This window comes from Amycolatopsis sp. NPDC059021, from assembly GCF_042739895.1.
In the GTDB taxonomy this organism is placed as follows: Bacteria; Actinomycetota; Actinomycetes; order Mycobacteriales; family Pseudonocardiaceae; genus Amycolatopsis.
Window position 1 is genome coordinate 35,503 of the sequence record NZ_JBHYIQ010000058.1, and the last position, 21,003, is coordinate 56,505.

At 71.7% G+C, this 21,003-nt stretch carries 21 protein-coding genes; 9 read left to right on the forward strand and 12 right to left on the reverse strand.

Features of this window, described 5'->3' with window-relative positions:
* Window positions 1-306: 306 nt before the first annotated feature.
* Together ACFWX1_RS29510 and ACFWX1_RS29515 are read right to left on the reverse strand one after the other, a co-directional pair.
* Complete coding sequence (locus tag ACFWX1_RS29510; RefSeq protein WP_378392795.1) at window positions 307-1,089, reverse strand: hypothetical protein; 783 nt, start codon at window positions 1,087-1,089, stop codon at window positions 307-309.
* A 31-nt stretch (window positions 1,090-1,120) separates the two neighbouring features.
* The gene (locus ACFWX1_RS29515) at window positions 1,121-2,092 is read right to left on the reverse strand and encodes a hypothetical protein (protein WP_378392797.1); all 972 of its coding nucleotides are present in this window, start codon (window positions 2,090-2,092) and stop codon (window positions 1,121-1,123) included.
* A 231-nt stretch (window positions 2,093-2,323) separates the two neighbouring features.
* On the opposite strand from ACFWX1_RS29515, the gene ACFWX1_RS29520 reads away from it, so the two are divergent.
* The 6 genes from ACFWX1_RS29520 to ACFWX1_RS29545 all read left to right on the forward strand — a co-directional run bounded on the left by ACFWX1_RS29520 (window position 2,324) and on the right by ACFWX1_RS29545 (window position 6,550).
* Window positions 2,324-2,665, forward strand: a complete 342-nt coding sequence (locus tag ACFWX1_RS29520; protein ID WP_378330806.1) for a WXG100 family type VII secretion target — start codon at window positions 2,324-2,326, stop codon at window positions 2,663-2,665.
* 24 nt (window positions 2,666-2,689) lie between these two features.
* Window positions 2,690-2,992 carry a hypothetical protein gene (locus ACFWX1_RS29525; RefSeq protein WP_378330805.1) on the forward strand — a complete coding sequence of 101 codons (303 nt, stop codon included), beginning with the start codon at window positions 2,690-2,692 and terminating at the stop codon, window positions 2,990-2,992.
* Between the two features lie 93 nt (window positions 2,993-3,085).
* The gene (locus ACFWX1_RS29530; RefSeq protein ID WP_378392799.1) at window positions 3,086-3,487 is read left to right on the forward strand and encodes a hypothetical protein; all 402 of its coding nucleotides are present in this window, start codon (window positions 3,086-3,088) and stop codon (window positions 3,485-3,487) included.
* On the forward strand, window positions 3,484-4,785 hold the full coding sequence (locus ACFWX1_RS29535; RefSeq protein WP_378392801.1) for a WXG100 family type VII secretion target: 1,302 nt from the start codon (window positions 3,484-3,486) through the stop codon (window positions 4,783-4,785). The genes ACFWX1_RS29530 and ACFWX1_RS29535 overlap by 4 nt, the downstream gene beginning before the upstream one ends.
* A 23-nt stretch (window positions 4,786-4,808) precedes the next feature.
* The gene (locus ACFWX1_RS29540) at window positions 4,809-6,179 is read left to right on the forward strand and encodes an alpha/beta hydrolase (protein WP_378392803.1); all 1,371 of its coding nucleotides are present in this window, start codon (window positions 4,809-4,811) and stop codon (window positions 6,177-6,179) included.
* On the forward strand, window positions 6,176-6,550 hold the full coding sequence (locus ACFWX1_RS29545) for a hypothetical protein (protein WP_378392805.1): 375 nt from the start codon (window positions 6,176-6,178) through the stop codon (window positions 6,548-6,550). Before ACFWX1_RS29540 ends, ACFWX1_RS29545 begins: the two co-directional genes overlap by 4 nt.
* Window positions 6,551-6,666: 116 nt before the next feature.
* Here ACFWX1_RS29545 and ACFWX1_RS29550 read toward each other — a convergent pair whose 3' ends face one another.
* The 4 genes from ACFWX1_RS29550 to nadA form a co-directional block, all read right to left on the reverse strand.
* Window positions 6,667-7,848, reverse strand: coding sequence for a S8 family serine peptidase (locus ACFWX1_RS29550; RefSeq protein WP_378392807.1), 1,182 nt, complete (start codon window positions 7,846-7,848; stop codon window positions 6,667-6,669).
* A 72-nt stretch (window positions 7,849-7,920) separates the two neighbouring features.
* Window positions 7,921-8,832 carry a carboxylating nicotinate-nucleotide diphosphorylase gene (gene nadC, locus ACFWX1_RS29555; RefSeq protein WP_378392809.1) on the reverse strand — a complete coding sequence of 304 codons (912 nt, stop codon included), beginning with the start codon at window positions 8,830-8,832 and terminating at the stop codon, window positions 7,921-7,923.
* Window positions 8,829-10,475, reverse strand: a complete 1,647-nt coding sequence (locus tag ACFWX1_RS29560) for an L-aspartate oxidase (RefSeq protein ID WP_378392811.1) — start codon at window positions 10,473-10,475, stop codon at window positions 8,829-8,831. Before ACFWX1_RS29560 ends, nadC begins: the two co-directional genes overlap by 4 nt.
* Entirely contained in the window at window positions 10,472-11,482 is a 1,011-nt protein-coding gene (gene nadA, locus ACFWX1_RS29565) for a quinolinate synthase NadA (RefSeq protein WP_378392813.1), read from the reverse strand. The genes ACFWX1_RS29560 and nadA overlap by 4 nt, the downstream gene beginning before the upstream one ends.
* 113 nt (window positions 11,483-11,595) lie before the next feature.
* Between nadA and ACFWX1_RS29570 the strand changes: the two genes are divergently transcribed.
* Both ACFWX1_RS29570 and ACFWX1_RS29575 read left to right on the forward strand, forming a co-directional pair.
* The gene (locus tag ACFWX1_RS29570; RefSeq protein ID WP_378392837.1) at window positions 11,596-12,231 is read left to right on the forward strand and encodes an NUDIX domain-containing protein; all 636 of its coding nucleotides are present in this window, start codon (window positions 11,596-11,598) and stop codon (window positions 12,229-12,231) included.
* Window positions 12,232-12,271: 40 nt separating this feature from the next.
* The gene (locus tag ACFWX1_RS29575) at window positions 12,272-12,988 is read left to right on the forward strand and encodes an LON peptidase substrate-binding domain-containing protein (RefSeq protein WP_378392815.1); all 717 of its coding nucleotides are present in this window, start codon (window positions 12,272-12,274) and stop codon (window positions 12,986-12,988) included.
* Between the two features lie 158 nt (window positions 12,989-13,146).
* Here ACFWX1_RS29575 and ACFWX1_RS29580 read toward each other — a convergent pair whose 3' ends face one another.
* The 6 genes from ACFWX1_RS29580 to ACFWX1_RS29605 form a co-directional block, all read right to left on the reverse strand.
* Window positions 13,147-14,223: a M48 family metallopeptidase gene (locus ACFWX1_RS29580; RefSeq protein ID WP_378392817.1), complete on the reverse strand. Its 1,077-nt coding sequence runs from the start codon at window positions 14,221-14,223 to the stop codon at window positions 13,147-13,149.
* Between the two features lie 124 nt (window positions 14,224-14,347).
* Window positions 14,348-14,953 (reverse strand): DUF2567 domain-containing protein, encoded by a 606-nt coding sequence (locus tag ACFWX1_RS29585; protein WP_378330794.1) that lies wholly within the window; start codon window positions 14,951-14,953, stop codon window positions 14,348-14,350.
* Window positions 14,954-15,043: 90 nt separating this feature from the next.
* Window positions 15,044-15,763, reverse strand: coding sequence for a dethiobiotin synthase (bioD, locus tag ACFWX1_RS29590; protein WP_378392839.1), 720 nt, complete (start codon window positions 15,761-15,763; stop codon window positions 15,044-15,046).
* Window positions 15,764-15,862: 99 nt separating this feature from the next.
* Window positions 15,863-18,085: a SulP family inorganic anion transporter gene (locus tag ACFWX1_RS29595; protein ID WP_378392841.1), complete on the reverse strand. Its 2,223-nt coding sequence runs from the start codon at window positions 18,083-18,085 to the stop codon at window positions 15,863-15,865.
* 470 nt (window positions 18,086-18,555) lie between these two features.
* Window positions 18,556-19,758: a cytochrome P450 gene (locus ACFWX1_RS29600; RefSeq protein WP_378392819.1), complete on the reverse strand. Its 1,203-nt coding sequence runs from the start codon at window positions 19,756-19,758 to the stop codon at window positions 18,556-18,558.
* Window positions 19,759-19,796: 38 nt separating this feature from the next.
* Entirely contained in the window at window positions 19,797-20,150 is a 354-nt protein-coding gene (locus tag ACFWX1_RS29605) for an SRPBCC domain-containing protein (RefSeq protein WP_378392843.1), read from the reverse strand.
* Window positions 20,151-20,274: 124 nt separating this feature from the next.
* Here ACFWX1_RS29605 and ACFWX1_RS29610 point away from each other — a divergent pair, with 124 nt between their 5' ends.
* A complete protein-coding gene (locus tag ACFWX1_RS29610; protein ID WP_378392821.1) occupies window positions 20,275-20,907 on the forward strand; it encodes a uridine kinase in 633 nt (210 codons plus the stop codon).
* Window positions 20,908-21,003: the final 96 nt, after the last annotated feature.

The following is a 21,003-nucleotide window of genomic DNA, read 5'->3' on the forward strand; positions in this document are numbered from 1 at the left end:
GTCTTGTGGCGTGTGTGTTCTCCACACTCCCCGCCTCGCGCCTCCCGCAGCCCACCCTCTAGGGTGTGCGCCCGTGGGCCCCCCCCCACACTCCGCGCTCTACCCGTCTCGAACGGCGCGCACTGCCTGGATCCACCGGCACGCACACTGGGTGAGGCGGGGGCCGGTTGCGACAAGGGCGTCCCTCGGTGCGCTGGATGCACCAGGGGCGTCCCTCGGTGCGGTAGATGCACCCAGGGCGTCCCTCGGTTCCACCGGCCATACAGTCCACTCAGGACGAAAAGGACCGAAGCGAGCCGACCACGCTCAGGCGCACTTCGCCGCGCTGATGATCGAAACCGCGGTCACCTTTCCCTCCGGCGTGGTGACGAACTCGTAGTGCCAGCCCGGTTTCCCGTCGATCGGCAGCTGGTACCGCTTGTTCTCGCCCAGCTTCAGGCCACGCGCGTCGTACGCCTTCTTCAGCTCGTCCACAGAGGACCCGGCGCCGATCCCCTCGGCGGTCTTCGCGTCCGGCGGGGCCCCGAGTTCCCGCAGCCCGTCCTTGCCGAACGACGCGCCACCGGACGCGGCGAAGGCCTTGTCCCGTGCCTCACGCTTCTCCGCCAGCTCCGCGATCGCGAGCGCCGAATCGGCCATCAGCCGGGCGACCTCGGCCGACTTCGCCGCCGACCGCGCGCTCCCGGCGGCCGAGGTGTCCCCGTCGGAACCACTCGACGCTGCGGCCTCGTCGGCCTTCTTGTTCAGTTCCTTGGACTTCTTCTCCACCGCCTCCTCGGCCGCGATCCTGGCCGGATCCGGCGCGGGACCGCCGGTGTAGCTGAAGTCGGTGCAGCCGTCCAAAGTGGACGTCGGTGCCGGGGCGAGCTTGCCGCCGGCCAGTGCCGCCTCCTTCGCCATGCCCGGCGTCAGGCCCCGGTACCCGGCCGGGCCGAAGACCTCGGGCTTGGGCGCGGCGGATGCCGCGGGCGCGGCCCCGGTGCCGGACGAGCCGCCCGACGTACAGGCCGTGACGCCGGTGAGCAGCGCCACAGTGAGCACGATCAGGCCGGGTCTGCCGAGGACGGATTTGTTCAGCTTGGTGCGCATCGAGTGATACCCCCTCTTTCCGAGGGGAAGACTAGCCGACCCCCACGACAGTCTCCGAGCGGAATACCGGCCGCGACCGCACCGACAACGCCGACGCGGCGACGACCACCCCCAGCACCCCCGCGGCGGCCAGCAGCGTCCAGAAATCGGGATGCGCGACCGACTGTCCCCGCAGCGCCTGCCACATGAGGATGGCGAACATCCCGGCGTACCCGAACGCCGCGGTCCGCACCAGCCGCCGTCGCACCACATCGGCCCGCAGCACCGGATACCGCCGCGCCAGCAGCACGAGGCCGAGCGCGATCAGCGGCAGCGCCTGCATGGCGTGGAGGCCGATGAAATGCGGGATCCGCAGATCCCCGCCGACGGTGCTCCAGCCGGTGACCGGCAGCCCCGGCCCGCCGTCGGGCGCGCCCACCGTGTGCGCCCCGAACGTCGAGGGCTGCCCACCCGCGCGGAACACCGCCTGCTGCTCGGGAGTCCCGGTGTACATGAACATCGCGGCGGTCATCCCGGCCAGCGAAAGCCCGGTGCCCCAGCGCAGCGCGGAACTCAGCGCGCGATCCGGCATGCGCTGGAACAGCAGCAGCACCACGACCGCGGCGATCGCCAGCCAGGCGAAATAGGCGCCGCCCGCGACGACGTTGTTGATCGCGGTGTCGGCGGGCACGGCCCTGTTGAAGTGCAGCTGCCGGCCGAGGAAGATCATCTGGAACACCAGCAGCGCCATGTCGAGCCCGATCCCGGCGGCGAACACCGTGCCGAGCCACCAGCCGATCCGGCGGCCGCGCCGTACCTGGGACAGCAGCAGCGCCAGCGTGATCGCGTAGGAGCCGATCGCGACGGTGAACTTGAACGGCTTGAGCCAGATCGGCGCGTCGACGATCACGCGGTCGTCGGCGAGCAGGCCGAGGAGCGACACCACGCAGAGCACCGCCATCGCACCGGTCAGCACCACCAGCGGGCGATGCAGCGAGCGTAAGCTGATTCCGTTGTCCGACATGGCATCGAGCGTGCCGCGACGAGTTCTGTGTGACACTGGTGCGAGCCCCCGTCACCGGGTGAGGACAACCCCACCGGCGGCCTGTGGGTAATAGTGCCGTCAGTGCGACCGGCAGTTGTGCCGTTTGACCGTCCCCTCTCCTTTTCTAGCGTGACATTCACCATGAGCGGCTCGGAAAGCGAGCCGCTCCCCCCGGGATTTCCCCCGCGAACGAGAGGAGGTGGCCCGTCGATGTCCAGTCCGGGATTCCAGTCCGATTCCGCCGCGATGACGCGCGCCGTCCAGGGCTTCGAGGAGACCGCGTCGAACGCCAAGACCACCATGGCCAGCTTGGAGTCCGAGCTGACCGAGACGCTGCGCAACTACAAGGGTGACCAGGCCCTCGCGTTCTGGGACCTGCAGCGCCGCCTGCAGGAGAAGATGGGCGCCGCGGTCCGCGAGCTCGACACCATGTCGCAGCTGGTCCACTCCAGCCACGCGAACTACAACCGCGGCGACGCGGACACCAGCTCCAGCTTCCACGGGGTCGGAAGCACGCTCGAAGGCAGCGTCGTCCCCCGTCTCAACCTCTGATCCGTTCCGGAGAGGACACTTCCGATGGCCGATGTCGTCGAAATCAATTTCGCCGCGCTGCAGCACAGTTCGGCGTCGCTGGCCGCCAAGGCCAAGGCGCTGACCTCGCAGCTGGAGCAGCTGCACCAGAACCTCCAGCCGATCACCGCCACCTGGTACGCCTCCGGCAGCTCCGCCGGTGAGGCCGCCCGCCAGGCCGAGACCCGGCTGCGCCAGGCCACCGCCGACATCGTCGCGATCATCGCGCAGTTCGGCACCAAGGTGGGCGACGCGCACGATCTCCAGCACCAGCTGGAGAACCGCAACCAGGGCCTGTTCGCAGGCTGATCCCCCGCCGTCGGTTGGCCGGTGCGAGGTACCCCAGCTCGCATCGGCCAACCGGCTTTTCCGCCTCAGCTGACCACGAGAGAGTCGGGACCGATGCACGACCAGTCGTACTACGTTCATCTGGAATCGCTGAAGGACTTCGTGCGTGAGCTGGAGACCCAGATCCACGCGATGGCGAAGCCGAACGACTTCCTGCTCACCCTCGGCGACCACCCCCTGCTGTTCGGCGAATTCGGCGAAGCCGGTTCGCTGGCCGACGCCCATCGCGAGGCGGTCGCCGAAATGCAGGGCCTCCTCGACCAGGTCCGTGGCGCCATCACCTTCGCCCAGGACGTGACGAACACCGTCGCCGACGGCTACCAGGCGGCCGACGAGTCGGTCGCGGGCGATCTGCACACTTCCGGCCAGGCGACCGGCCTGCTCGATCCGCTGCTGTCCGCGCTCGGCCTCGGCGGCACGGGCGGGACGTCGAACGCAGGGGGAATCAAGGGATGACCACCGCACACACGAACTTCGCCGCGTACACCCATCAGCAGCTGTACGCGATGTTGCAGGCGGGTGACCCGAACAGTGCGCGCGCGGCGGCGGACAAATGGGCCTCGACCGCGATCGGGCTGCACGACCAAGCCGAAAACCTGTCGTCCGAACTGGCCGACTTCTCCGGCAGCTGGGCCGGGGGCGCCGCCGACCAGTACCACCGGATGATCACCGATCTCGTCGGCGGGATCCGCAAGGTCGCGCAGACCGCGCAGAGCATGAACCATCTGCTCGAGGACGCGGCCGACGCGCTGGTGAAGGCGAAGAAGCAGATGCCGCCGCCGGTCGCGGTCCCCGACGTCGCCCCCGCCGACGTCGCGCTCGCGGTCAACCCGCCGCTGCTGCCGCCGGACGCCTCGCCCGCCGTGGTCCAGGCGGCCGCGCAGCAACGTCAGCAGGCGATCAAGAACGTCGAGGCGCAGCAGACGGCGGCCAACGCCGCAGGCGACGCGCACGGCAAGGCGATCGTCGTGATGACCCAGCTCGCCGGGGAGTACACCGCCGCGGAAGAGGCCATCCCCGTCTCGCCGAACGCGGCCCCGGTCCCGAAGCCGCCGGCCAGCGGCGGCGCGAGCACCGGGGGCAACGGGGCGACAGGCAACGGGATCACCGGCAGCGCGCCGCCGCCCGTCGTCACCCCCGGCACCGGACACCCGCTGCCCGGCGGCACCCCGACGCCGCCGGGCACGGGCCACACCCCCGCGGGGAGCAACCCGCTCTTCGGGGACATGTTCACCGCCGGGCTCGCCGCGGCCTCGGCCGCGGCGTTCGGCCGGTTCGGGTCGATCATGCCGCGGGTCCCCGCCTGGGCGAGCGGCAAGAAGAACGAGGAGAACAAGGAAGAGAAGCGGGACGTCAAGCTCGGCGGCGGTGGCGGCGCGGCCGCGCCGGGCGCGACCGGCGGTTCCGGTGGCGGCATCCCGATCGGGGGCGGGAGCGTCCCGCCGATCGGCGGTGGCGGCGGCGGTGTCACCGGTCCCGGCGAGGTCCCGGCCGCCCATTCCGGGCTGGCGGGTGACGGCGGCGCGGGCAACGCGCTGTCCGGGCTCGCGGGCGGCGCGGCGGGTGCCGCGGGCGCCGCCGCGGCGAAGGGCGCCATGCCGATGATGCCCATGATGCCGATGGGTATGGGCGCGGGCGGCGATCTCGGTTCGGGCAAACGGATCCCGGCCTGGCTGGTCGAGACCGAGAACGTCTGGGGGCAGTCGTCCCCGGTCACGCCCTCGGTGATCGGTGAGGAACCGGAAACCCGCTGACCGCAGGGAAAGGGACGCACCCGGTGACTTCTGCAGCCACCTCCGGGGGTTACCGGGTCGCCCCGGCCCGGCTCGATCAGGTGGCGGGCGAATTCGGCACGCATGCCGGGACGCTCGCCACCACACAGTCCACAGTGGCCGGTGAAAAGCTCCCGGCGGCGGCCTTCGGCGAACTAGCCGGGTCCGCCGCCGCGGCGGCCACTTTCACGAAGACGATGACGGAACTGGCCGAGCGTATCGGCAAGCACGTCGAGCGGGTCCGCACTGTCCAATCAGGACTCACCGCCAGCGCCGCCGGATATCGTCGTCTCGACGCGCAGGTCGCGGCGATGTACCGCGCGCTGCTCCCGGAGGACCCGCTGCCCGCCGCGGGCAACCCGGCCGGCGTCGGCGGAACGGCGGACACCGGGGCTTGGGCGGGCGAGATCACCCGCAACCGGGCGAAGGTCGCCGACGCGCTCACCGGCGAGCGCGACCATCTCGCTCAGCTCCTCGCGCACGGCGGCGACCCGGCCGACGTCGAGCGCGCGCAGCGCAGGATCGCGCTGTACGAGGACATTCTCGCGCACAACCGGCAGATCCTGCGGTTCGATCCGGCGGGCAACGGCCGGATCGCCGAGTTGATCGGTCACATCGAACCCGGCACGCGCAGCATCGGTTTGTTCGTCCCCGGCACCAACACCCGGCTCGACAACTTCGACGGCTACGCCGGGCTCGGCAGGAGCCTGGTGGCCGCGGACCCGGCCGGGCGGACCGCGATGGTCGTCTGGGCCGACGGCGTCTTCCCGCAGGGCGTCGCCGCGCAGGCCCCGGATTCCGGCTACGCGCGAGCGCAGGCGCCGGATCTCAAGACGTTCACCGACGAACTGCGCGGCCAGATCGCGAGCCACGCCGGCCGCGACGTCATGGTGACCGCGATCGGGCACAGCTACGGCGGCGCGACCGTCGGGCTCGCCGAGCAGCTCGGCCTCGACGTCGACCGTGTGCTGCACGTCGAATCGGCCGGGATGGGGCACGGGATCTGGGATCCTTCCGATCTCCCGCCGAGCCAGGCCGGAGTCCAGCGGTACTCGATGACCGCGCCGCTCGACCCGATCGTCGTCGCGCAGGGCAACGCCCGCGTGGCGGAATGGCTCGGCTCGGACATCGGCCACGGCGCCGACCCGGACACCTTCCCCGGCGTCACCGACCTGGAAACCGGCCGGGACGCGAACGGCGAACTGCTGTGGGGCGTGTCCGCGCACAACGACGTCCTCAAGCCGGGATCGGACTCGTGGAGCACCATCTACGACGTGATCACCGGCGGGACGGTCACCCCGGAAGGCAGCCTCGAACCCCGCGGCTTCGGCGAGCGCGGCGTCGAAGGCCTGAACACGCTGAGGATCATCCCGTGATCACCGAGAGCACCGATCTCGGCCGGCTGGCCCAGGAACTGACCGCGGTCATCGACCGGGTCGCCGCGACGTTCGGCGAAGGCGCGTCGCGGACCGTGGCGGGCGAACTCGACTGCGATCCCGCCCACCCCGGCGTCCTGACCTGCTGGCAGTACGGCGTCCGGCTGGAGCGGCCCGTCAACGCCGAACGCCGCCTCGTCGAGCTCGTCGTCCCCACCCTGGAAGGCGACGGCTGGCAGGTCCGCGACCGCAGCACCGCGCAGGAACTCATCGCCCGCTGCAGCCGCGACGGCGCCGATTTCACCGTGCACGTCGCCCGTTCCGGTGCCGGTGTCGCCATCGTCGGCTCCACCCGCTGCGTCACCCCCTGAATCACGCGAGTTCTCCGTCCAATCACGCGAGTTCCGCCTCTGGTCACGTGAGCCCGCCGTTCTCGCCCTGGGGAGGATTCGGAGGTCTCGCGTGATCGAGGGGAGGTCTCGCGTGATCAGGAGGAGATCTCGCGTGATGGAGGGAATCGGGAGGGGCGCCAGGAGCGGCGACGGCCCCGGCGGAACGCGGCGACGGCGAAACCGGCGGTGACGGCGGCACCGACCCCGGCCAGTGCGAGCACGCCCGCGACGCGGTCGGCGCGGGGGCGGGCATCGGCGGCAGCGGGGACGACGGCCGGGAGTGATGCCGGTTTTCCTGGCACGCCGGGACCCATGACGTCGGCGGGCAGGGCCGAGGACACCGCGGCGTAGGCGTCGACGACGCCCCAGCCCCGGCGTGGATCACGGCCGCCGGAGGACGGCCGGTGCGCGGTCAGCAGGAGCCGGGTGACCACCTGGTCGCCGGTGAGGCCGGGCTGGTAGGCCCGCACGAGCGCGGCGACGCCGGCGACGTACGCCGCCGCGAGCCCCGGATTCGTGATGCCCCAGCGATGTCCGCCTCCGGCGCCCGCCGAGGTGCTCACCAGGTCCGCGCCGGGAGCCGCGATGCCGAGGTAGTCCCCAGCCTCGGTCTGCACCGGCTCACCCGCGACGTTGACCGAGCCGACCGCGAGGGCCCCCGGCGTCGCCGTCGGGTACGTGCGCCCGCCCTGCTGGGTCGCCGCGGCAGGCGAGACGACGACCGCGCCCTTGCCCCGCGCCCGATCGACGGCCGAAGCCAGCTCCAGACTGTCCGAAGTGGACGGTACGGCGACGAGGATCACCCCGGCGCCCTTCTGCGCGGCCTGGTCGATCGCGGACGCGAGCGCCTTCGGATCCCCGCCCTCCGTGCTGCCGCCGCCATTGGTGTACCGGATCGGAAGAATGCGCGCCGCGGGCGCGATCCCGGCGAACGTCGTCGACGGATCCGGTTGCGCCGCAACGATTCCGGCCGCGACGGTGCCGCGCCCGTCGCAGTCCGACGCCGCGTCTCCGCCGCCGGTGAGCTGCCCGTGCAGCTGCGGGTTCTGCCCGTCGACCCCGGTGCCGACCACGGCGACCACCTGCTTCTCGCCCCGGGTGAGCGGCCAGATCCGCGCCGGGTCGATCAGCCGCTGTCCCCACGGGACGGCCCCGGTGTACGTGCCGAGCGGAGTCGCGCACTGCCCTTGCGCGGGCGGCGCGGCCGACGCCGTCGCGGGAAGTCCCAGTGCGAGCAGACCGGCCACCGCCACCACGCCATCGAGCCGTCTCCGCACCTCACCAAGTTAGGCCGGGGCGCCAGACGGGAACGACGGCAATTCGGCCGTCGCGGCTTCACGGCACGGCCGTCAGTGCAGGTCCATGCCCAGGTCCAGCACGGCGGCGGAGTGGGTCAGCGCGCCCACCGACAGGTAGTCCACCCCGGACCGCGCGTACGCGCCGGCCCGGTCCAGGGTCAGCCCGCCGGAGGAATCCAGCCGCGTCTTCGGGGAGACCTCGTCCCGCCGCTCGACCGCCCGCGCGCACTGCTCCGGCGAGAAGTTGTCCAGCAGGATCTCGTCGGCGCCGAAGAGCAGTGCCTCCTCCAACTGCGCCAGGTCGTCGACCTCGACCTCGCACGGCAGTTCCGGCGCGTGTTCGCGCACGGCCTCGAGCGCCGCGGTCACCGAACCGGCCGCCACGACGTGGTTGTCCTTGATCAGCACCGCGTCGCCGAGCCCGAGCCGGTAGTTGACCCCGCCGCCGCAGCGCACCGCGTACTTCTGCAGCAACCGCAGTCCCGGCAACGTCTTGCGGGAGTCCCGGATCGCGCAGCCCGTGCCGTCCACTTCGGACACCCAGGCCGCGGTGGCGGTGGCGATGCCGGAGAGGTGGCACAGCAGGTTCAGCGCAGTCCGCTCGGCGGTCAGCAGCCCGCGCACCGGACCGCTCAGCACCAGCGCGGGCTCACCGGCGACCAGCCGCTCGCCGTCGTCGCGCGCGCCCAGCACCTCGTAGTCCGTGCCCAGCACGGCATCGAAAACGGCCAGCGCCACGGGGATCCCGGCGACGACACCGGGAACGCGGGGCGTCAACTCGGCCAGCGCACGGGTGCCCGCGGGCACGGTGGCGGCGGTGGTCGCGTCACCGCCGTACCGCAGGTCCTCGGTCAGCGCCGTGGTGATCACGCGCCGGACGTCGGCGATGTCCAGCCCGTACTTCACCAGCGCCAGCTCGACGTCGGGCGAAAACGGGAACAGCTCTGGGAAAACCTCGGTCATGCCACACCCTCCATACGAATCTCCTCGGCCAGCACCGGCTGGCCGGACGGGCTGAGCCGGACGTACTGGCTGCGCCGCCACTCCAGCCCGCCGCGGTCAGGGAAGTCCGTGCGCACGTGGCTGCCCCGCGATTCGGTGCGCCGCGCGGCCGCCGCGAGCAACGCCTGCGCCACCACGGTGAGCGCGGCGTCCTCCACCGCCTTTTGTGTCCACAACGGACTGTCCTGATGGGACAGGTCGAGCACCGAGCCCGCCGCCGCGAGACCGTCGGCGTCCCGCCCGATCGCGGCGTACCGGCTCATGACCCGCTGCAGCGCGTCGCGATCGGCGGCCACCGCCGTTTCCCGCTCCGGCAGCCGCCCGCGTGCCGGATCGGCGAGCAGCCCGGCGGCCAGATCGGCGGACACCGCTTCGGCGACCCGCCGCCCGACGACGAGGCCCTCCAGCAGGCTGTTGGACGCCAGCCGGTTCGCGCCGTGCAGCCCGGTGCGGGCCACCTCGCCTGCCGCGTAGAGCCCGCGCACCCCGGATCGTCCGTCCGCGGTGGTCACCACGCCGCCACAGGAGAAATGCGCGGCCGGGGTGACCGGGATGGCGTCGACGGCCGGATCGACACCGAGCGCCGCGCAGGCCGCGTGCACGGTGGGGAACCGCTTGGCGAAGCCGGGAATGCTGGTGGCGTCGAGGAAAACGTGATCGTCGACGCCGCCGGGCGCCTGCGCCATCCGCCGCGTGATCGCCGCCGACACCACGTCGCGCGGCGCCAGGTCGCCGAGCGGGTGGACCCCGCGCATCACCGGCGCGCCCGCCGCGTCCAGCAGCGTCGCCCCCTCGCCGCGCACCGCCTCGGTGACCAGCGGGCAACGGCCCCGCGCGCCCGGGGAGTACAGCACCGTCGGGTGGAACTGGACGAACTCGATGTCCGCCACCGCGGCACCGGCCCGCAACGCGAGCGCGAGCCCGTCGCCGGTGGCGATCTCCGGATTCGACGTCGCCTGGTACAGCTGGCCGACCCCGCCCGTCGCGAGCAGCACCGCGGGCGCGCGCACCACCCCGGGCACGCCGTTCCGGTCGAGGACGGCCACCCCCGCGACGTCCCCGGCGGGCGTGCGCAGCGCGTCGACGGCGATGTGGTGCTCCAGCACGGGAATCCCCTGGCCCCCGGCCTTGGCGACCAGGGCCCGTTCGACCTCGGCACCGGTCGCGTCGCCGCCGGCGTGGATCACCCGGAACGCGCTGTGCCCGCCTTCCCTGGCCAGCGCCGGGCCGCCGCCCGCCGCGGCGTCGAAGCGGGCACCGGACGCGCGCAGCCAGGCCACCGCCGCCGGGCCGCCGTCCAGTATCGATCGCGCGGCGTCCTCGTCGCAGAGTCCCGCACCCGCGACGAAGGTGTCCTCCGCGTGTTTGCCCACCGAGTCGCCGAGCTCGTGTTCCCCCTCGAGCACGACCGCGATGCCGCCCTGCGCCCAGCGTGTGTTGCCGTCGGCGACCGCCGCCTTGGTGACCACCAGTGCGTGCAGGCCGAGCTCCTGTGCCCGCAGCGCGGCGGTCAGCCCCGCGACCCCGCTGCCGATCACGACCAGATCCGCGCGCGCCTCCCAGACCGGGGTTTTCGCCTGGAAGTCACTAACCGGGGTGGTCATTCGCCGCCGCCGGGCTGCCCGATCTCGATCATCCGCCGCACCGAAGCCCGCGCCTTCGCCGCGGTTTCCGGGTCGACGTGGACCTCGTCGGCGCCTTCGCGCAGCGAGCGCAGCAGGGCCGCCGGGGTGATCATCTTCATGTACCGGCAGGAGGCGCGGTCGTTGACCGCGCGGAAGTCGATCTCCGGCGCGGCCTTGCGCAGCTGGTGGATCATGCCGATCTCGGTGGCCACCAGCACCGACTTCGCACGCGTGTCCCGCGCGGCGTGCACCATGTCCCCGGTGGACAGGATCTTCACCCGCTCCGGCTCCACGGCGCCCTCTCCCGCGAGGTACAGCGCCGAGGTCGCGCAACCGCATTCGGGGTGGATGAACAGGTCCGCGTCCGGGTTCTCCGACGCGCGCGCGGCGAGCTCGGCGCCGTTGATCCCGGCGTGCACATGGCACTCCCCGGCCCAGATGTGCAGGTTTTCCCGGCCGGTCACGCGCTTGACGTGCGCACCGAGGAACTGGTCCGGCAGGAAGAGAACCTCCTGGTCCTCGGGGATCGAGGCAACGACGTCGACGGCGTTCGAGGAGGTGCAGCAGATGTCGGTCTCCGCCTTGACCTCGGCCGTGGTGTTCACATAGGACACGACGACCGCGCCGGGGTGCTCGGCCTTCCAGGCCCGCAGCTCGTCGCCGGTGATGGAGTCGGCGAGGGAACAGCCGGCCCGCGCGTCCGGGATCAGGACGGTCTTCTCCGGCGCGAGGATCTTCGCGGTCTCGGCCATGAAGTGCACGCCGCAGAAGACGATCGTGGAGGCTTCGCTGCTCGCCGCGATCCGGCTGAGCGCGAGCGAATCGCCGGTGTGGTCGGCGATGTCCTGGATCTCCGGCACCTGATAGTTGTGCGCCAGCAGCACGGCGTCCCGCTTGCGGGCCAGTGCCCGTACCTCGTCCGCCCAGTCCGCGTTCGCCTCGACCCCGCCGTAGGGCGTGAGATCGGTTTCCATCGTGATGGTCATACCTGGCCCTCCTGGACCCGTTCTCGGTTTTCGCCTTATAATCGAAAACCGTGCGAAGTCATCTTAACACCCGCGCCCCGCTGGCCCACGAGGTTTTGGGGGCAGTACTTCAAGTGCGCTCGGACACACTCCGGGTGCTGTTGTGGCAGCGCGCGCTCGATCCCCATCTCGGCCGCTGGTCCCTGCCCGGCGGACGGCTGCGTCCCGACGAGGACGTCGAAACGTCCATCCGGCGCCAGCTCGCGGAGAAGGTCGACGTGCGCCAGCTCAAACACGTCGAGCAGCTGGCGGTGTTCAGCGCGCCGGACCGCGTTCCCGGCCCGCGCGTCGTGGCCACCGCGTTCCTCGGCCTCGTCCCCTCCGACGTCGACCCCGAGATCCCCGAGGACACCGCGTGGCACGACGTCGCGGCGCTGCCCCGGACGGCGTTCGACCACGAGGCGATCGTGCTGCGCGCCCGGGACCGGCTGCGCTCGAAGCTCTGCTACACCAACCTCGGCTTCGCGCTGGCACCCGAGGAGTTCACGGTGTCCGCGCTGCGCGGGCTCTACTCCGCCGCGCTGGGCTACCGCGTGTCGGCCACGAATCTGCAGCGCGTGCTGTCGCGGCGCGGCCTGCTGGAGCCGACCGGGCACACCGCGCCGCCCGGCCGTTCGGGCGGCCGCCCGGCCGCGCTGTTCTCCTTCGCGGGCAAAGGCATGCAGATCACCGACCCGTTCGCCGTGTTCCGCCCGCCGGCGGGCCGTTGACCGTGCTGCGCGGCGCCCGTTCGCCCCGTACCGTGGACGGGTGGCCGAGCAGGAGCAGGAAACCAGCGAGACGACGATACTTCCGTTGTTCCCGTTGCAGACCGTGCTGCTACCCGGAACGCACCTGCCGCTGCACATCTTCGAACCGCGCTATAGACAGCTGACCGCGGACCTGGTCGGCGGCACCGTCCCCGGGCGCGAATTCGGCGTCGTCGCGCTGCGTACTCCGGTGGTCCGCGAGGTCCGTGGTCTGGACCACCTCTACGACGTCGGGTGCAGCACCGTCCTGCGCGAGGCCAAACGGCTGCCGGACGGGCGTTTCGACGTGGTGACCACCGGACGGCGCCGGTTCCGGCTCCGCGAGATCGACTGCGTCTCCGCGCCGTACCTCATCGGTTCGGTCGACTGGGTCGCCGACGACCCCGTTCCCCCGGCCGCCGCGGACACCGCGGCGCGCCTGGCCGAGGTCGCGCGGGCCGCGCACGAGCGATACTGCGAATCCGCCTGGCGCTCCGACGACTGGCAGCGCCCCGACGCCGGCACCGACATCGCCGAACTCGCGTACCAGCTCGCCGCGGACTGCCTACTCCCCCTTGCCGACCGCCAGCGCCTGCTGGAGGAGACGCATCCGCTGCGCCGGCTGCGGATCGTGTGCCGGCTGCTGACCCGCGAGGCCGGTTTCCTGGCCACGCTCGGCGCCGTCCCGCTCCCCCCGAGCGAACTGACCGATCTGAGCCGCCCGGCCAACCTCAACTGACCGGCGCGAGTCCCACACTCACGACAGCGAGTTCCCCGTTCGCGACAGCGAGTTCCCCGCTCACGGCACGCGCGAACGGGGAACTCGGGAGCCCGAGTGTGGGACTCGGGAGCCCGAGTGTGGGACTCGGGCGGCTGAACGTGGGACTCGCGACCGGGCTACTTCGCCGAGCCGGAGCCGGAGCCGGAATCCGAGCCGGAGCCGCCGTTGCCGTTCCCGCCGCCGCCGAACTTGTTCCAGACCTTGCCGGCAGCGCCCGAGACCGCCTCGCCGACCTCGCTGAACGCCTTGACCAGCGGGTCGCTCGACTCGCTCCACGAGTCGCGGTAGGACTTCGCCGCCGACTTGAGGTCGTCGGTCCAGTTGGACGCCGGGGCGTCGTCGTCGCGGCGCAGGTAATCCCCGGCCAGGATCGCGCGGTACTCCTCGGACGCGGCCCACTTCTGCAGTTGCGCCGCGCGTACGACGGCGAACGGGTGCGACAGCGTTTCGACGTTACGCAGCTTGAGGAAGCTGTCGCGGATGTCCTCGACCGACTCGTACTCCGCGGCCTGCTGGAGGAACGACGGGATGTCGATCTTCGCCGGGTCGATCCCGCCTGCCACCAGGATCTGCGCGCGCAGTGCCGCCGTCGGGTCCTGCCCGCACAGCAGCCCGGCCCGGTCGCACGAAAGCTCCGCCTTGCGGAACCACTCGTGCAGCGCGGCGATGACCGCACGCAGGCCGAGCGCGCTCACCGGCGTCCACGACATCGACAGCTGCATCTGGATGAGCCGCACCAGGATCGTCCGGTACACCGTGTGCCCGGAGAGCACGTGCCCCATCTCGTGGCCGATCGCGAACCGCAGCGACTCCGGGTTCATCAGCTCGACCAGCCCGGTGGTGAGCACGATGAACGGCTCGTCCATCCCGATCGCCATCGCGTTCGCCTGCGCGTCGCGCTGGATGAACACGTTCGGCACCGTTTCCAGGTCGAGCGTCTCGGCGCATTCGTGCCGCAGCCGGTCGATCTCCGGATACTGCTTCGTGCCGACCCGGATCGCCGAGGCCAGCGCCATCAGCCGGTCACCGCGTTCGGAGTAGAACCCGGCGACGGCCTTGACGACCTGCGCGAACCCGGGCACGGCACGCAGGGCGGCCAGCGCGCCCCGGTCCACCGGGTGCTCGTAGGCGCGGGGGCTGATTCCCGGGAAACGGACGGCGTTGTGCCGCGAAACCTCGATGTCGTCGGTCATGCGATCGCCTCGCTTCGCGAGACAGTGTCCAATCCTTTTTGGCGCATGATGTCTATGATTCGCTCGCAAGCGTCGCTCATGAATTCCCCTCTGAGTCTAGGTGACCCAGACTAGGGCAAAACGCTCAGCCGAGGCGGCGGCCCAGATCGTCGCGCCCGTTCCACGCGGTGAGCAACGCGTACACCAGCGCCGTCGCCAGCGGTGCCGCCAGCACCACCCAGCCCGACTCCAGTTTCGGCGCCTGCTCGACCACCGAACCGAGTGCGGGCGCGGCCGTGACCTCGAAGCGCGCGTTGCCGAACGCGACGCCCATCTGCATGCCGAGCCACGCGGCCAGCGCCGCCCCGCCGACCGCGGCGATGAGCACGACCGGGCCGCGCCGTTCCCTCAGCAGCCATGTCACCACGCCGATCAGCAGGCCGATCCCGAGCGCGAGGAAACCGTAGATGGCCAGATCGTCGAACCGGTGCCAGCTCTCCATCTCCAGCGGCACGAGCTGCCCGTCGGAGGTGACCACCCGCAGCCGCTCCGGCGGCGCTATCCGCGACCACAGCCAGCCGAGCGGGATCCCGAGCAGCCCGGCCGTGGACAGCACGCTCACCGCGGGCAGCAGATCGGCCTTGACGACCACCTTCGGCCGTTCCCGCCGCGGCCGCCACAGCACCGGCACCGACCACGGGTCCGCGACGGCCGACGACCGGTGCGCGGCACCGCCGGAAGACTCAACCACCCCGGGCTCCCTCCTGCACAGCTGTCGACCGAGCGTAACCGGTCGACGCCCGGAGTCACAGAGCGGCCAGCCCGCCGCGCCGCGCTGTGCTCACTTCTGGGCCGACGCCCGTCCGGCGAACGTCTCCGGGTCGAATTCGCCGCCGAACCACGGCGACAGCCCGGCGCGGGCCTGCGTCACGAACTCCTCGCGGCCCGCCGCGCCGAGCCCGGCGGGCAGCACGCCGAGCAGCGGGGCGCCCGCCGCGGTCGGCAGGTCCTCGAGATTGGACAACGCGGCGAGATCGGGATCGGCGGGCCACGAGCCGACGACGACACCGGCGACGTTGATGCCGCGCCGGGTGGCGACCTCGGCGGTCAGCGCGGTCGCGTTGAGCGTGCCCAGTCCCGCCTCGGCGACGATGATCACCAGCGCGCCCAGCGACCAGGCGACGTCGGCGAGCCCGCTGCCCTGTTCGTCGAACCGGACCAGCAGGCCGCCCGCGCCCTCGATGAGGGTCAGGTCGTGCTCCTCGTCGAGTTCCCCCGCGGCGCGCGCGACCTCGGCGGGATCGACCGTCGGGATACCGCTGCGCCGCGCGGCCGCCTCCGGGGAGAGCGGGTCCGGATAGCGCCGCAGCTCCCGGGTGGTGACGGCGTCCCCGGCGAGGCGCACGACGTCGTCGAGATCGCCGGGCTCCCCCGGCAGTACCCCGGTCTGGGCGGGCTTCAGCACGGCCACGCGCTGACCGCCCGCGACGGCCAGCGCCGCGATCGCCGCGGTGGTGATCGTCTTGCCGACGCCGGTCCCGGTCCCCGTCATCACCAGCATGCTCACGTGCTGACAACTTAGTGACTTCGCCGCGTCCGCGCCCCCTCGGGTGTGAGGGGGCTCTCCCCGCCGGGCGGCGGGAAGAGCCCCGTTCCGGGGTTATCCGGCGGTCTTGCCGTTCAGTTGCGCTTTCACCGGCGCGCGCACCCCGGCGGGCACGAAATCGCCGGTGCGGCCGTCCCACAGCGACACCTGCGCCGCGCCGACGTCGAAGTACATGCCGGTCAGCGTCAGCTCACCGCGCGACTCCGCCTCGGCCACCAGCGGGTAGTGCCGCAGGTGTTCCAGCTGCTGCAGGATGTTGTGCAGGGCCAGCCGGTCGGGTTCCCGCGCGGGCCGGGTGCCGCCGACGGTCACCGTCTCCGTGCGCCGCGCGCTCGGCTCGGCGTGCCGCAGCCAGTCCGACAGCAGCGGTGTCCCGTTCGGCGCTCCGTTGGCCAGCGCGCCCATCGCGCCGCAGCTGGAGTGCCCGCACACCACGATCTCGCGGACCCCGAGCACGCCGACCGCGAACTCCACGGCCGCGTTCATCGACGAGTCGGCCTGCTCCGCCGGGACCAGGTTGCCGATGTTGCGCACCGTGAACAGGTCGCCCGGCCCGCTCGTGGTGATCAGGTTCGGCACGATCCGCGCGTCCCCGCAGGTGATGAACAGCGTGTGCGGTTTCTGGCCGTTGGCCAGCCCGGACAACGTGTCCTTCAGCAGCGGTGCCGTGCGGCGGTGGAACTCGCTGACGCCGCGCAGGGTCGGCCCGCCGCGCTGGCTGGGCACCTGGATCTCGGTGGCCTGCCATTCCGACCACGGAGCGAGCCAGCGGGGCACCGCGCGGGCGGCCGCGATGCGGCTCAGCGTCGGGCTGCCTTCCTTGCCGTTGGCGAACCACGGATGGCCGACCTCGTCGACGGTCACCGTGCCGCCCGCGCGTTCGTGGGCCTGCTGCCAGTTCGACAGCGTCTCGAACGCGGCGTGGTCGAGGTAGTCCACGACCAGCTCCAGCTTCACCGTGGCACCCTCCGGCACCTGGGCGAGCACCTTGGTCAGCCGCGGCACGGACAGGAACGTCAGCACGCCCTCGACCATGACGCGCCAGTCCTCGTTGTTGTCATCAGCGCTGTCACGCTCGACGTGGATACCGGACCACATGGTGCGGCGCAGCATCAGGAACAGCGACAGCGCGATCCCGGCGAGCACGCCCTTGAGCAGATCGAGCGCCACCACACCGAGCAGCGTCACGAGATAGACGTACAGATCGCCGTGGGTGTGCACCTGGCGGACGTGGCCGGGGTTCACCAGCTTCGCGCCGACGTGCACCAGCAGACCGGCGAGGGCGGCGAGCGGGATGCTCTGGATGAGGCCGCTCAGCGCGACCACGAACACCAGCACCCAGACCCCGTGCAGGATCGCCGAAACCCGGGTCTTCGCCCCGGCGCTGACATTGGTGGAACTGCGCACGATGACGCCGGTGACCGGCAGCCCGCCGATCGCGCCGGACACCATGTTGGCGGCGCCCTGGCCGATCAGCTCGCGGTCGAGGTTCGCCCGCTTGCCGGTGTGCAGCTTGTCCACCGCGACGGCCGACAGCAGGCTTTCGACGCTCGCGATCACCGCGATGGTGACCACCGCGAGCGCGAACCCGCCCCAGCCGCCGGACGGCAGCTGCGGCACGAGCTGGATGTTCAGCACGTCACCGGGCAGCTCGACCCGCGGCAGCGTCATCCCGGCCAGCACCGACACCGCCGTCGCGACGGCGATCGCGGCCAGTGGCCCCGGCACCCGCCGCACGGCCTTGGGCAGCCGCGGCCACAGGATCAGCAGCGCGATGGTGAGCAGCCCGATCAGCGTCGCCGAGTCGTGGTGGGCGACGATCTGGCCCGGCAGCTCGGCGATGTTCTTGATCGCGGAGCTCTGCGCCGTCCCGCCGAGGATCACGTGGAGCTGGCCGAGCACGATCGTCACGCCGATCCCGGCGAGCATCCCGTGCACGATCGCGGGCGAGATGGCCAGCGCGGCACGGGCGACGCGGCTCAGGCCCAGCAGGACCTGGAGCGCGCCCGCCGCCACGGTGATCGCACAGGTGGTCGCCCAGCCGAAGGTGGCGATGGTCTGCGCGAGGACGACGGTCAGCCCGGCTGCCGGGCCGCTGACCTGCAGAGCCGAACCGCCGAGCGCGCCGGCGACGATCCCGCCGACGACGGCGGCGATCAGCCCGGCCACCACCGGGGCGCCGGAGGCCAGCGCGATCCCGAGCGAGAGCGGGACGGCGACGAGGAAGACCACGAGGGATGCGGGCACGTCGTGTTTGAGCACGGCAAGAAGTCGCATGGTCACCAGATAACCCCGAACGTGGTGAAATGTCCGCTATGTCCAGCCCGTTCGGGTGTAAAACTTTCGTTACCAACACGTTGCGTAGCTACAGAGAGTGGTTCGCCGGCGCCGGGAACGCCCACTGCCTCCCTTCTCGTACCCAGCGAGGGCTGCGGCACGGGTGGCGGGAATGGCGGTCCGGTGTCATGGGCACCACGGAAGATTTCGGTCATGAGGACAGGAAACCGAAAAACTCCCGAAATGTCCGCTATGTAAAGATCTTTCAGGTTTAATCCCAGTGCGCGAGAAGGCGGGTTTCCGCACGTCAAGACCACCCCTTGCCCGAACGAGCTAGTCCTTTCGCGCGAAAGCACTCACTGAGTGACTTGGGTCACACACACTGCGTCGCCACTCGGCCGGGGCACCTACCTTCGGGTGAATTGCCCCGGCTCGGGCTGCGGCGGCCTCCACGAGCGAGCAGGAAGCGCTCAGCTGAGCGCGACCGGGAGCGACTCGAGACCGTGCACGAGGTTGCTCTCCCGCCACCGCAGCGTCTCCGGCTCCGCCGCCAGCCGCAGCCCGGGGAACCGCTCGAGCAGGCGGCCGATGGCGATCTCGGCCTCGAGCCGGGCCAGCGGCGCTCCCACGCAGTAGTGGATCCCGTGCCCGAAGGCGACATGCCCGCCCGCGGGACGGGTCACGTCCAGCCGGGCCGGGTCCTCGAACCGCTCAGCGTCCCGGTTCGCGCCGAGCAACGAGAGCAGCATGAACTCCCCTTCGGGGATGGTCACACCGCCGACCTCGACCGGCCCCTTCGTGAATCGCAGCGATGCCAGGCTGATCGGGCCGTCGTAGCGGAGGAACTCCTCGATCGCGTCCGGCAGCAGCGCCGGGTCGGACCGCACCAGTGCCAGCTGATCGGGCGCGCGCAGCAGCGCGAGGACGCCGTTCGCGATCAGGTTCACCGTCGTCTCGTACCCGGCCACGAGCAGGAGGAAGGTCATCGACACCAGTTCGAACTCGGTCAGCCGGTCGCCCTCGTCGGTCGCGTGCACCAGGTCGGACAGCAGATCCTCGGCGGGCTCGGCGCGCTTCCGCGCGATCAGCTCGACGAGATAGGCATGCATCTGCTCGGCGGCGGCGATCACGTCCTCGGTCTCCGCCGTGGACAGCAGCGTGTCCGACCAGCGGCAGAAGTCCGCCTGCCGCTCGGTGGCGATGCCGAGCAGCTCGCAGATCACCGTGATCGGCAGCGGACGGGCGAAGCCGCGCACCAGATCCGGCTGTTCCCGCCCGTCCAACGCGTCGAGGAGTCCGGTGGTGATCTCCTCGATCCGCGGCCGCAACCGGGCCACCGTGCGGCCGGTGAACGCCTTGTTCACCAGCTTGCGCAGCCGGGTGTGGTCCGGCGGGTCGCTGTTGAGCATGTGCTGGGTCAGCGCCTCGCCGAACATGCGGCTGGCATCCTCGCCCATCTTCGCCGTGGCGAGTTCCTGCATCCGGCCGTTGTCCTTGGCCAGCCGCGGATCGGCCAGCAACGCGCGGACGTCGTCGTAGCCGGTGACGATCCAGCACGGCAGCCCGCGCTGCAGCCGTACCCGGTGGACCGGGCCGCCCTCGCGCAGCCGCGCCACCACCGCGTGCGGGTCCTGGATGAACTCCTCGTTCACCATGAAGTCTTCGGACGTCATCGGCCAACCCCCAGGCTCGTCGCGGGGGTGGGTGGCCCTCAGCGTTCGGCCAGCGCCGCCACCACGCGTTCGGTCACGTCCTTCCAGTATGCCCGCTGGCCTGCCCGCTCCTCCGGGCCCGACAGCCACTCCTGGTGGAAACGGAGCGTGGCCTTCTGCCCGGTGCCGCTCACCGTCACCTGCATCGTCGAATCGTGGTCCCAGTCCTTCGGCCGCCAGGTGAGCCGGATCCGGTCGCCCTCGTGGAAACTCCGGATCTCCCCGGTCGTGCCGTTCGCCGTCTCGTACACCGCGCCGCGCTCACGGGGCAGCTCGGCGCCCGGCCCCAGCCAGATCTCCGCCCCCTCCTTGCTGACCAGGAATGCCCACAGCCGCTCCGGCGGATACGGCAATGTGCGGGAAACCCCTATCTGCCAACCACTTTCGGCCGTCTTCCCCACTTCAGCGTTCACCGGCCCATCATGACAGCCACCACCGACGAAAACCGTCCCCGGTCCGGGTGCAGGATCTCTACTCGTGCGCTACCGCCCCATTTCCCCGGCCGCGCTGACGGCCGAACTGACCGACCGCATCGAGGCCGTCACCGGCCGTCCGCGGATCGCCGTCGCGATCGACGGCGCCGCCGGTGCGACGGAAACCACAGCACTCGCGAACGCGCTGGTCGACCCGCTACGCCTGCGAGGGCGGCCGATCGTGCGGATTTCCGCGCGCGATTTTCTGCGCCCGGCTTCGCTCCGATACGAACACGGCAAACACGATCCCGACGCCCGCTACACCGACTGGCTCGACGTGAACGCCCTGCGCCGCGAAGTCCTCGACCCGCTCGCCGACGGCGGCCGCGGGACGGTGCTCCCCGCGCTGTGGGACGCCGAACGCGACCGCGCCACGCGGCGGGACAGGGTGCCGGTGCCCGAAGGCGGCGTCGTGCTCATCGACGGCGAACTGCTGCTCGGCGCCGGGCTCGCCTTCGACCTCGCCGTGCACCTGTGGCTCTCCCCCGCGGCCCTGCGCCGCCGCGTGCCCGCCGACGACGCCTGGGCGCTGCCCGCCTACGAACGCTACGAACAGGAAGTCGATCCCAGTGCGCTCGCGGACGTCGTGGTGCGCGTCGACGACCCGCGGCACCCGGCGGTCTACGAGCCCACGTGACCGGGGAGGTGTTGCGGGGGCAGCCGGTAGGGCTGGTAGTTACTGGCCCGGAGTGCGACGGCGCGTGGGGGGGCTGCGGAGGCCGGCGCGCGGGCG

Bases quoted from the DNA above. Each gene is read 5' to 3' on its own strand.
- ACFWX1_RS29510 (WP_378392795.1), bottom strand. From the start codon at position 1,089: ATGCGCACCAAGCTGAACAAATCCGTCCTCGGCAGACCCGGCCTGATC.
- ACFWX1_RS29515 (WP_378392797.1), bottom strand. From the start codon at position 2,092: ATGTCGGACAACGGAATCAGCTTACGCTCGCTGCATCGCCCGCTGGTG.
- ACFWX1_RS29520 (WP_378330806.1), top strand. From the start codon at position 2,324: ATGTCCAGTCCGGGATTCCAGTCCGATTCCGCCGCGATGACGCGCGCC.
- ACFWX1_RS29525 (WP_378330805.1), top strand. From the start codon at position 2,690: ATGGCCGATGTCGTCGAAATCAATTTCGCCGCGCTGCAGCACAGTTCG.
- ACFWX1_RS29530 (WP_378392799.1), top strand. From the start codon at position 3,086: ATGCACGACCAGTCGTACTACGTTCATCTGGAATCGCTGAAGGACTTC.
- ACFWX1_RS29535 (WP_378392801.1), top strand. From the start codon at position 3,484: ATGACCACCGCACACACGAACTTCGCCGCGTACACCCATCAGCAGCTG.
- nadC (WP_378392809.1), bottom strand. From the start codon at position 8,832: ATGACCGAGGTTTTCCCAGAGCTGTTCCCGTTTTCGCCCGACGTCGAG.
- ACFWX1_RS29560 (WP_378392811.1), bottom strand. From the start codon at position 10,475: ATGACCACCCCGGTTAGTGACTTCCAGGCGAAAACCCCGGTCTGGGAG.
- nadA (WP_378392813.1), bottom strand. From the start codon at position 11,482: ATGACCATCACGATGGAAACCGATCTCACGCCCTACGGCGGGGTCGAG.
- ACFWX1_RS29580 (WP_378392817.1), bottom strand. From the start codon at position 14,223: ATGACCGACGACATCGAGGTTTCGCGGCACAACGCCGTCCGTTTCCCG.
- bioD (WP_378392839.1), bottom strand. From the start codon at position 15,763: ATGCTGGTGATGACGGGGACCGGGACCGGCGTCGGCAAGACGATCACC.
- ACFWX1_RS29595 (WP_378392841.1), bottom strand. From the start codon at position 18,085: ATGCGACTTCTTGCCGTGCTCAAACACGACGTGCCCGCATCCCTCGTG.
- ACFWX1_RS29600 (WP_378392819.1), bottom strand. From the start codon at position 19,758: ATGACGTCCGAAGACTTCATGGTGAACGAGGAGTTCATCCAGGACCCG.